Below are 10204 nucleotides of genomic sequence, written 5' to 3'. Positions count from 1 at the left end.
CCCCCCAGCCCGTGGCGACCTTCCGCTCCTTCCCCCAGGAGCTCACCGCCGTCGGAGGCCGCGCGGTCCCCGCCGACGCCATCTCGAACGTCACGGTCAGCCCCACCCACCGCCGCCGGGGCCTCCTCAGCCGGATGATGGCCCACGACCTCACCGCCGCGAAGGACCGCGGCGACGTCGTCGCCACCCTGATCGCCGCCGAGTACCCCATCTACGGCCGCTACGGCTTCGGCCCCGCCACCTGGACCACCGAGTGGACCGTCGACGTCCCGCGCGCCGGCCTGGACCCCCGCTGGTCCGGCCCGGCGGACGGCGGCCGGGTCGACCTCGCCGACGGCGCGACCGTACGCGCCCTCGGCCCCGCCCTCCACGACCGCCTGCGCGCCGCGCAGCCCGGCGCGGTGAGCCGCGACGAGCGCTGGTGGCGGATCAACACCGGAGAATTGCGCGTGTACGGCTCCTGGACCGAGCCGTTCTACGCGGTGTACCGCTCGGCGGCCGGCGAGGTCGAGGGCATGGTCTCGTACGAGGCGGACGACACCTGGCAGATGAAGCAGCCGCAGAACACGGCCGACGTCAACTGGCTGATCGCGACGACCCCCGCCGCCGAGCGCGCCCTGTGGCACTACCTCTGCTCGATCGACTGGATCACCAAGGTCAAGTGCGGCTGGCGGGCCCCGGACGACCTGCTGCCGCACTTCTTCCCGGACCCGCGCGCCGTGAGTGTCACCACCCACGCGGACTGGCTGTGGGTGCGGATCCTGGACGTCGTACGGGCGCTGGAGGCGCGGACGTACGCGGGGACCGGGACCTTGGTGCTGGAGGTCGAGGACTCCGGCGGCTTCGCGGACGGGCGGTACCGGCTGGACGCGGGCCCGGACGGGGCGAGTTGTGTGCCGACGAGCGAGGACGGTGACCTCGTCCTGGAGGCCGCGGACCTGGCGACGCTGTGGCTGGGCGACGAGTCGGCCGTTCGGCTCACCGCGCTGGGCCGGGCGCGGGAACAGCGGAAGGGCGCCGCCTCCGTGGCCGACGCCCTGCTGCGGACGTCCAGGCGCCCGTGGTGCCCGGACATCTTCTGAGGCCTCCGGGGCCTCTGGGGACCTTTCCTGGTGTGTGCGGTCATCCGTAGCTGTTCAGTTGTCTTCGTTCGGTGCTGAGCTGTTCGGTTGTGGTTGTGGCTGCGCATTCAGTTGTGGCTGAACCATTCAGTTGTGGCGGTGCGGACCGGTCGAACTCCCGGCTCCCCTCCGGAAGGGAGGTCGATCGGTCGGTCTGGGGTGATGGTCGGCGGCAGTTGCCAGAGTCACCAACCATCCGAAAGTTTGACCATGTTGCGAAAGTTGGCGACCAACTTCACCTTACTTATCTCCGCTTGGAGTCGTCTCATAACCACCTTCCCATGAACTGCCCAAAGATGGCGAGAAGTTGTAGGGTTTGTGCGTGGAGCGGGAACGCACGGCCGTCGGCGGGCGGAAGTCGTCACAGCGGCCCCAGAGGTCACACCACGAGGTGGCCGACGTGTTGCGCGGCCGGATCAGGTCCGGCGAGCTGCGACCGGGACAGCGCATGCCCACACAGGCGAAGCTGGCCGACGAGTTCGGCGTCGAGCGCGGAGCCGTCCGCCAGGCCTTGCGCATCCTGCAGTCGGAGCACCTGCTCACCAACGTTTCCAAGGGCAGCCCGGCGACTGTCACCACACGCCTGGGCGCGGCGGCCGTCGGCGGTCCGGGAGCCGCCCCACGGCCGACGATGGTGGAGCTCGCCCCGCGCATATCCGCCGCGTTCGCGGCCCCGCACGTGAAGATCGACGCCCTCTGCCTGACCTCCGTGTCCCTCACGCTCGCCGTGGGTGAGCCGTTGCGCGAGATTCACGCGGGGCGCATAAAACCGGCCAGGGTCGACGTCCGGGTGATGCTGCCCAGCCGGGACATCCCGCTCGCCTTCCCGGCCCCGGTCGACGCGTCCGTCGACGGCCGGCTCCAGCGTCGCTGGCTCGCCCAGCGCAACGCCCAGGGGCAGGTCCTCAAGCACAACCTGCTCGCCCTGCGGTCCACGCACGGCGTGGACGTCCATGTCTCCTTCCGCGCCCTGCCCTTCACGCCGCCCGTGAAGCTGTACCTCCTCAACGGTCAGGAGGCGCTGTTCGCGTACTACACGGTGCAGCGGAAGGAGGCCGAAGTGGACAGCGAGCAAATGGAGATGTACGACGCCGAGGGCACCCAGTCCACGCTGTTCGCGTTCGAGCGGAGCGCCGTCGGCGCGCCACGGGACACGACCTTCGTCGAGCAGTCCCGCCTGTGGTTCGACGCGCTCTGGGAGACCATCAGCTCGGACCTGCTGCTCACGAGCTGAGTACGGTCGTCTCACATCGCCGGTCCGGCGAACATCAGCGCGAGGATGACCGCGCCGATCGAGCTGCACGTGTGGTTGTTCGCCTTCAGCCCTACGGTGAGGAACAGCAGACCGACGATTCCCATGGTGCCGTAGCGCCACTCGACGAAGCGCTGGAGGGCGACGACGGCGAGGGCGGAGACGAGGGCGATGACAGCGGGCATGGTGGTACCTCCTCCGAGGGGCTGGCGCGGGCGGGGCGATGCGGGGTGATGCGGGGCGATGCGGGGACGAGCGGTGGAGAACTTTGCCAACTTGACCAAGTTGGCGACCAACTCTGTTTAAATGGTTCCCACTTGGTCTATGTTCATAACCACCTTCGCGTGAACTCCCCAAAGATGGATGAGAGTTGTAGCGTTTGGTCGTGACCCAGGAGAACGTTGCAGTGAACGGCAGCAGAAAGCTCTCGTCCCAGGAGATCGCCGCCACCCTGCGGGACCGCATCCGCGGCGGCGCCCTCAGGCCCGGCGAGCGCCTGCCCACCCAGGCCGAGCTGGCCGAGGAGTTCGGCGTGGAGCGCGGCACGGTGCGTCAGGCCCTGCGCGCCCTCCAGGACGACGGGCTGCTGAGCAATGTGAGCAAGGGGAGCCCGCCCCGGGTCGCCGAGGTCGGCCAGACCGCGAGCAACGAGCCGCAGCCGGCGATGGTGGGCCTCGGCCCCCGCCTGGCCGAGGCCTTCTCCGCGCCGCACGTCCGCGTCGACGCGGCCTGCCTCACCGCCGAGACCCTCATGTTGGCCCTCGGTGAACCGGTCCGCCGTATCCACGAGGGGACGATCCGCCCCGAGTCCATCGACGTACGCATTCTCCTCCCCTCCCGGAAGATCAACCTGGCGTTCCCGGTGCTGGTGGAGGGGCGCGGAGACGACGACGTGGAGGACCCCGTGCACAGGCGCTGGCTCGACCAGCGCAACGCCCAGATCCGCGTCCTGCGCCACAACCTCCAGGCCCTGCGCACCTCGCACAAGCTCGACGTCCGCGTGACCTTCCGGGCCCTGCCCTTCACGCCGCCCGTCAAGCTCTACCTCCTCAACGGGAAGGAGGCCCTCATCGCCTACTACATGCTCATGAGGCGCGAGGAGCAGATGGCCGACGGCCCCCTGGAGATGTACGACGCCTTCGGCACCCAGTCCCTCCTCTTCTCCTTCGAGAAGGAGACCGGCCCCCGCGACGCCGCCTTCGTCGACCAGTCCCAGCAATGGTTCAACGCCCTCTGGGAAACCATCACGACGGACCTGACACTCTCCTAGTGACTCCTGATACGGCGCAGACTGAACCGGTGACAGCAGAGAAAGAGTCCCTGCGAGACCTTCAAGAACTGATTGCCCCCGTCCGCTTCGTGCTCTGGGATCTGGACGGGCCGATCTGCCGACTGTTTTCCGGGCATCCTGCGCACCGAGTGGCCCGCGATCTGGTGGAGTTGATCGACAGGCGTGGGCTGGGCGGGCTGCTGACGGAGCGGGAGCGGAGCACAGCGGACCCGCAGGTGGTCCTCCTGGGCCTGGGCCGGCGCCACCCGAGCAGCGACCTGATCATCGACGTGGAGAAGTGGCTCACCCAGCAGGAGCTGGCCGCGGCGCCCAAGGCGTATCCCACCAGCTGGGCCGACCCGCTCATCCGGACCTGGTCGCGGCGGGCCAGGTTCGCCATCACCACCAACAACTCGGCGCTCGCGGCGGCCCGTTACATCGAGACCCGGGGTCTCAGTGACTGCTTCCCGTACATCTACGGCCGTACACGCGACCTCGACCGTATGAAGCCCCACCCCCACACCCTGCGTCAGGCCCTCAACGCGATGGGCGCCGAACCGCCCCGCGCCCTGATGCTCGGCGACGCCCCCACCGATTTCGAGGCGGCCCGCGAGGCCGGCGTCCCCTTCCTGGGCTACGCGCGTAACGATCGCAAGCTCAAGGCCCTCCTGGAGGCGGGCGTCCCGCTTCCGCACACCGTGAACTCGCTGAAGCCCGTCCTGGACGTCCTGCGCACCCACCTCCCGGATCAGGCCTGAACCATCAGGAGGACGAAGAGCAGGGCCGCCCACCAGGCGGGGTGCACTCGGCCCACTCGTACGGCCACGAGGGCCATGACCAGGAACGCCAGCCCCAGGGGGCCGAACACCTCCCCGACCAGATGGGCTGCGGCAAATTGGACTGCTGCGATCACCATTTCCCAGACAATCATGCTTCCCACCCCGTTCTCCTGACGCTCCACTGACCAGTCCAATTGGTCTGGTAGTTGCTTGTTGCCTGTATGCCCACCTCCTCTGATCCCTTAACTGGCAGTCCAGTTGGCTTGTTGGCTTGACTGGAACTGGTTTGCCCGGCGGCCGGAAGCGGTACGGTCGAGGGGTGGGTGATGCGAGAACCAGCGAGGGTGGCGGCGCCAAGTTCGAGCGTGTCCTGGAGGCGCTGCGGGCTCGGATAGCCGACGGAACCTATCCGGTGGGAGTGTCCCTGCCGCCGCAGCGCCAGTTGCGCGAGGAGCTCGAGGTCTCCCGTGACACCGTTCAGCGTGTGCTGGCCAGGCTGAGTGAGGAGGGGTGGGTCGAGTCCCGGCGGGGGAGTGGCACTCGGGTGCTGGGTGCTCAGCGGGTGCAGTCCCAGCCGGGGAGCAGAGTCACCCTGCGCTCGTTCTTCGACCATGCCTTCGCACAGCGTGAAGTCGCACTGGACATCTTCACGCTCTCGTCCGAGTCGTTGAGTGCGCACGTCCAACTGCAAGCGGAGCGGATCCGTGACCGTGAGGTCACGCCCCGGTCCATCGTTCTGCGCATGCTGTTGCCCACGGAGTCGACGCACCTGCCGTACCCGACGGTCAGGAACGACCCCGAGGACATGCGGCCGCAGCAGCGCCTTCGTGAGACCACGCGCACCCACAAAGGGCTGCTGAAGAAGGCGTTGGACGATCTGAAGAGGGCAGGGGACGTGCCCCAGGTCGAGGTCAGCGTCCGCCACGTGCGGCTGGCGCCCCCCTTCAAGCTCTATCTGCTCAACCGGACGGAAGCGCTGCACGGCTTCTACGAGGTGCTCAAGCGCTCCATCGAGGTGGGCGGGGGAGAGGAGGTCGCAGCGCTAGACGTACTGGGACTGGGAGCCACACTGACCTACCACGTCAAGGAATCCGGCCCGTCCTCCCAAGGATCCAATTTCGTGGTCGGCGCACAGGCCTGGTTCGACTCGGTCTGGAGTCTGCTCACGGACGAGGGCAGCTGACCGGAGGCAGCCGACAGGCTTCGACCAGCTCGGTGTGTGCGCGGATCACGCAACGCGCGCCTCCTTGCCGCAGGTTCCCGCTTCGCTCGTCGTCGTTCGAGTAGCCGAGGAACCGGACGCCCGCGGAGGCCGCCGCCTGGAGGTCGGTGATCTGGTCGCCGACCAGGACGGTGTCAGCCGGGTTCATGCCCCCGAGACGCCTCAGGGCACAGTGCACCGAACTCGGGTCGGGTTTCATGCGGTGCGGTTCTCGCCGATCACGGCCGCAGACGGCCTCGAACTTGCCGGACATGCCGCGGTGTTCCAGAAACTCCCGCACCGGCCCTTCGGCGTTGTTGGTCACTATCACCAGCCGCTTGCCGAGCTCCAGTAGGGCGTCGACCGCCGTGTGGATCTCCGGTGCCGGCACCGCGTCTCGCACCGCCTCGTACTCGTGCCGCGTCACGATGTCGTCCGCTGCGTCCAGCGCGGTCGGGTCGAGGGAGTCGTCCTGAGTACGGACCCGCATCTCGCCGAGATACCGAAGGACACCGTGCGAGTCCTCGCACGCCTCGACGGCCTGGTCGAGCACACTCCACTTCTGCCGTGCCATCTCCTTGATCTCCTGGGCAACGGGTTTGGTCGACCGGCCGCCGAACAGATCGCAGACGGGGCCGTCGAAGTCGAAGAGAACCGCTCGGGTTCTGCTGAGGAGCGTCGGTAAGCACGTGCGTGTGTCGACCGGTGGTCTCGTCATGGGAGTCAGTGTGACCCAGCCGGTCGTCGGATCCGAGGGACGAAGCGGTCACCGACGACTCCGGCGACCGGTACATGGGGTTGCGCCTCTTCTGGCACGATGCGGCACCACAGAGGAGTACCGTGCCCCCACTTCTTGATTTCACCCCTGGTGTGACCACGGCGAGAGAACGGGCAATGCCAGCTGGAGCCGAATCCAAGGGGCGGCGTCGCGCCGGTCGTATGAGCGCCGACCCGGATGAGGTGGAGGGACCGCTCAGCGGCTACCACCACGAAACCTATGTCTTCCGGTTGCCGGCCGAGGCCGGCGTCACCGGGGGCGGGCGTTGGAAGTGCCGTGAGCCGCGCGCGAGCCTGCTCTGGTTCGACCGGCGCTGCTTCGACTCGGAGGAGCGCCTGCTCACCGAGCTTCAGGGGCGCATCGACAACATTCCGGATCTCATCGAGGTCGAGGGCACCGTCCTTCAGCGGTTCATCGAGGGCGACACCCTCGGAGCGCTGCACGCGTCGGACACGGCGGTGCCGGAGCGGGAGTTCGAGCAGATTCTCGCCCTGTTCCGCCAGTTGGTCGCGGTGAGGCCCGGGAGCCTCCTGGTGAAACGGAGGTGCGACAGCCGCGACCGACCCCGGGAGGGCGACAGCGCGGGGTTCCTCGACCGCCTGATCGTCTTCACCGAAGAGCGTGTGTACGAGGACAACCTCCCTGAGTACGGGGACCTGTTCGCGGAGCTGCATCTGGACTCCGACTCCTTCAAGCAGCTCAGAAAGCATGTGGCCGGCCTGCGGGAGCGCCCGTTCTGCCTCCTTCACGCCGATCTCCACCGCGAGAACCTCGTCGTCGACCGGGAGCGGCGGCTCTGGGCCATCGACTGGGAACTCGCGGTGATCGGCGATCCGCTCTACGACCTGGCCACCCATCTGCATCTGATGCGCTATCCGCCGGAACAGGAGCGGCGGATGACGGAGCGGTGGTGCGCGCTCGTCGAGAGCGTCCGACCGGGAAGCGCCCGGGGCTGGCGGGAGGACCTGCCGAAGCTGCTCGACTACAAGAAGGCGCAGTCGGTGTTCACCGACGTGATCCGCACATCGCAGTCCCTGCGCCTTGAACCGAAGGCGCCCCGGCCCCTGCTTCGCCGTGCGAGCAGGGCCGTCCGGGACGTGCTGAGCAGAGGCGCGCACCCGCTGGGCGTCGAGGAGGTGCCGAGCGTGTCGGCAATCGAGTCGGCGCTGGCCAGGTGGTTCCGGACGCGTGGCCATGACGGCAATCGCCGTGACAGGACGCGTGGCTATGACATGCGATTGAGGCGACAGGGACGTGTGGGATCGTAGGCGCGCGTCGAGCGTCCCCGGGGCCCGTGTGGTGTGCCCGGTCGGCTCGGGGCGTCTACCTGTCCGGGTGCCTTCTGGCACCCGGACTGCCCGTCCAGGAGCGTTTCAGTGCGTGCAGTCTCCATGTCTCCCCAGGCCGAGCGGCGCGGCCGGGTGTCCGGAGCCGTTTGCGAGGCGTTCGTGGAACGGGCCATTCGCGAGGGGGTGATGAGCGGCGGTCATCACAACCGCAACTTCCTCCTGCCTCTGGACGAGGCCATGGCGCGGGAGATCGGGGCAGACGCGGGCACCACGGTGACCGTTCGGGTCCGCAAACCGGCGGACGAGGCACCAACGGTGGTGGCCCGCACCTGGCACGACGAGGTACGGGTCTTGGACGCCGTCGGCAGCGCCCTGCCACATGTGCCGACGTGCCTCGCCGAGACCTGGGGGGCGTCCGTCCACAGCTATGTGGACGGAGTCCCGCTGTCCCGGGTGTGCCCGGAGGGCCGCCCAGTGGATCAGGCCCTCATCGGGAGGCTGACCGGTCTCCTGGCCGAGATGTCCCGGGTGGACGCGCAGTCGCTGCCTCCGCTGCCCGACCACTGGCCTTGCGACGGGGACAGCCGGGGATTCCTCCACACACTGGCGAAACTCGTCCACCATGACGTCTGCTTGCCCAACTGGCCCAAGTTCGGGAGCCTCTTCACCGCGCTGCGGGTCCCCGTCGACGCCATGGAACGGTACGCCGAGCGGGTACCGCGGCTGACCCCGCGCCCGTACGGCCTGCTCCACGCGGATCTCCACCGGGACAACGTGATCCTCGCCTACTCCGGTGAGCCGCCGCTGATCTGTGTCGACTGGGAGCTGGCGACGTACGGCGACCCCTTGCACGATCTGGCCGTCCACCTGGTCAGGATGCGCTATCCGGACGCGCAGTGGGAGGCGGTGGTCAAGGAGTGGGAGAAAGCGGTCCAGGCCGTCACAGCAGCCTCGGCCCAGGGCCTCGCGGCGGACCTCGGCCACTACCTGGCGTTCGAGCGGGCCCAGTCGGTCTATCCCGATGTGATGCGTGCGGCTCTGTCGCTGGACGGTGCGTTCGAACAGCATGACCTGGACCGGGCGACCGAATCGATTCGCCAGGCCCTGACCGCCGCCGCGCGCCCGCTGCGACTCGACGACGTCCCCACCGGAGCCGAGGTCGAGGACGCGCTCGTCGCGTGGCTGAAGCTGAGAGGTGCCAGGCACGCGAAACTTCGCCCCCTGATCGCCATGGACTGGACCCGGCGCCCGCAGCGGCTCCGAGGCACGGGCGAGCCCCGTGCTGCCGTCGTACTCGGCGAGGCACTGGCGGCGGAGCGGCGTGCCTCGGCGGATCAGGTGCTCACCGGGGCCGCTCACCGCAACACGGTCGTGTGCGTGGAGGCCGCATCCCATCCGGTCGTGGTGCGCCGCAGAAGGAAGGGCGCCCACGGGGACCGACAAGGGCTCCTGTACGAGCACACGGTTCTGGAGGTCATCGAGCGGTCGGGTGTCGCGGTGCAGGCCCCGAGGGCGCTCGGGCTGGGGATGAGCGAGGGGGGTCTCCTCTTCGCCCTGCACTCGTACGTCGGTACGGCCGCCCACGTGGGTCGGCTCGATCATCCCGTGGACGGACTGCGGCCGGACGAGGCGGACGCCCTCGTGGACCAACTCTGCGAGCTGACCAAGGTCGATGAGGGGCTGCTGGGGTCCTTCGGGACACGGTGGGACAACACCGACTTCTACGGCCTGCTCGGCGGCCGGCTGGTGGAACTGGTGGCCGCGTTGCCCGTCGCGACACGGGAGCTGGCTCAGGAACTCGGTCTCCCGGGGGAGGAGGAACTCCCCGAGATCCTGGGCTCCCACCGGGTGACCCCCAGGCGTCGGACGCTGTTGCACGGGGACCTGCACCCGTGGAACCTCGTGCGTCGCGAAGGCGAGGAGACGCCGTTGGCGATGGTCGACTGGGAGGCTGCCATGCTGGGCGACCCCCTGTACGACCTGGTCCGGCACATGCACCTCACGCCGACCCCGAGGAAGACCCGCAAGCGGATGTTCGACCGGTGGCAGGAACGGCTCGACGGGGAGTACACCCGGCAGTGGCGGGATGACGAGTCGGCCTATCTGCGGCTGGAGAGGGTGCGGTCCGCGTATGTGGACCTGGATCGGCTGGTCACCCGGTCCGGCCTCGACGCGCCCGAGGTGAGCAGAGCAGTGGACTCGTACGCCGTGACACTCGCGCGTGCGAAGTCCGCGCTCGGTCTGCGGGGGTGGCGCCGGGGCGCGGAGGCCCCGCCCCTGCTGCTGAGAGCCCTGCCGTGCGCCGAGCGTGAGAGGCCCGACGGCGCGTCCTGCGGGGCGCACTGCCCGCCGGGCTCAAGGCCGGGCTGCCCGTCGGCCTGTCCCGCGGGCCGGCGCGGCTGGGCGATGCCGCCTGTCCAGGCCGTGGGTGCGAACAACGCGCAGGAAGGTGCCTAGGCTCGACGGCATGAGTGAGAGCGGGAGTGGACGCGGGGGCGGGGGCGGGAGTGTGAG

The 10204-nt window shown here is 68.9% G+C and carries 10 protein-coding genes; 7 read left to right on the top strand and 3 right to left on the bottom strand.

Annotated features, from left to right (window positions below; genetic code table 11):
• Together P1P70_RS33240 and P1P70_RS33235 are read left to right on the top strand one after the other, a co-directional pair.
• The coding region (locus P1P70_RS33240) for a GNAT family N-acetyltransferase (RefSeq protein WP_319244430.1) at nucleotides 1-1082 on the top strand (1082 nt) is incomplete at its 5' end.
• 355 nt (nucleotides 1083-1437) lie between these two features.
• Nucleotides 1438-2355, top strand: coding sequence for a winged helix-turn-helix domain-containing protein (locus P1P70_RS33235; protein WP_319244428.1), 918 nt, complete (start codon nucleotides 1438-1440; stop codon nucleotides 2353-2355).
• A gap of 11 nt (nucleotides 2356-2366) precedes the next feature.
• Here the strand turns inward: P1P70_RS33235 and P1P70_RS33230 are convergent, their stop codons facing one another.
• Nucleotides 2367-2558, bottom strand: coding sequence for a hypothetical protein (locus P1P70_RS33230; protein WP_319244426.1), 192 nt, complete (start codon nucleotides 2556-2558; stop codon nucleotides 2367-2369).
• A 221-nt stretch (nucleotides 2559-2779) separates the two neighbouring features.
• On the opposite strand from P1P70_RS33230, the gene P1P70_RS33225 reads away from it, so the two are divergent.
• Both P1P70_RS33225 and P1P70_RS33220 read left to right on the top strand, forming a co-directional pair.
• A complete protein-coding gene (locus tag P1P70_RS33225; protein ID WP_319244424.1) occupies nucleotides 2780-3643 on the top strand; it encodes a GntR family transcriptional regulator in 864 nt (287 codons plus the stop codon).
• Between the two features lie 29 nt (nucleotides 3644-3672).
• Nucleotides 3673-4401, top strand: a complete 729-nt coding sequence (locus tag P1P70_RS33220; RefSeq protein ID WP_319244422.1) for an HAD-IA family hydrolase — start codon at nucleotides 3673-3675, stop codon at nucleotides 4399-4401.
• On the opposite strand, the gene P1P70_RS33215 is transcribed toward P1P70_RS33220, so the two are convergent.
• A complete protein-coding gene (locus tag P1P70_RS33215; RefSeq protein WP_319244420.1) occupies nucleotides 4392-4574 on the bottom strand; it encodes a hypothetical protein in 183 nt (60 codons plus the stop codon). The genes P1P70_RS33220 and P1P70_RS33215 overlap by 10 nt on opposite strands.
• Before the next feature lie 167 nt (nucleotides 4575-4741).
• Between P1P70_RS33215 and P1P70_RS33210 the strand changes: the two genes are divergently transcribed.
• Nucleotides 4742-5605: a GntR family transcriptional regulator gene (locus P1P70_RS33210; RefSeq protein WP_319244418.1), complete on the top strand. Its 864-nt coding sequence runs from the start codon at nucleotides 4742-4744 to the stop codon at nucleotides 5603-5605.
• On the opposite strand, the gene P1P70_RS33205 is transcribed toward P1P70_RS33210, so the two are convergent.
• Nucleotides 5586-6341: an HAD family hydrolase gene (locus tag P1P70_RS33205; RefSeq protein WP_319244416.1), complete on the bottom strand. Its 756-nt coding sequence runs from the start codon at nucleotides 6339-6341 to the stop codon at nucleotides 5586-5588. The genes P1P70_RS33210 and P1P70_RS33205 overlap by 20 nt on opposite strands.
• A gap of 221 nt (nucleotides 6342-6562) precedes the next feature.
• On the opposite strand from P1P70_RS33205, the gene P1P70_RS33200 reads away from it, so the two are divergent.
• Together P1P70_RS33200 and P1P70_RS33195 are read left to right on the top strand one after the other, a co-directional pair.
• Nucleotides 6563-7669: a phosphotransferase gene (locus tag P1P70_RS33200; RefSeq protein WP_319244414.1), complete on the top strand. Its 1107-nt coding sequence runs from the start codon at nucleotides 6563-6565 to the stop codon at nucleotides 7667-7669.
• 108 nt (nucleotides 7670-7777) lie between these two features.
• Entirely contained in the window at nucleotides 7778-10147 is a 2370-nt protein-coding gene (locus tag P1P70_RS33195) for an aminoglycoside phosphotransferase family protein (RefSeq protein WP_319244412.1), read from the top strand.
• Nucleotides 10148-10204: the final 57 nt, after the last annotated feature.

It is taken from the genome of Streptomyces sp. MB09-02B (assembly GCF_033794485.1).
GTDB lineage: Bacteria > Actinomycetota > Actinomycetes > Streptomycetales > Streptomycetaceae > Streptomyces.
Note: the sequence above shows the minus strand (reverse complement) of the source record. Positions and strands in the feature narration are given on the sequence as shown.

Excerpts from the sequence above, each read along its gene's own strand:
- P1P70_RS33230 (WP_319244426.1), bottom strand. The coding sequence starts at position 2,558 with ATGCCCGCTGTCATCGCCCTCGTCTCCGCCCTCGCCGTCGTCGCCCTC.
- P1P70_RS33215 (WP_319244420.1), bottom strand. The coding sequence starts at position 4,574 with ATGATTGTCTGGGAAATGGTGATCGCAGCAGTCCAATTTGCCGCAGCC.
- P1P70_RS33205 (WP_319244416.1), bottom strand. The coding sequence starts at position 6,341 with ATGACGAGACCACCGGTCGACACACGCACGTGCTTACCGACGCTCCTC.
- P1P70_RS33200 (WP_319244414.1), top strand. The coding sequence starts at position 6,563 with ATGAGCGCCGACCCGGATGAGGTGGAGGGACCGCTCAGCGGCTACCAC.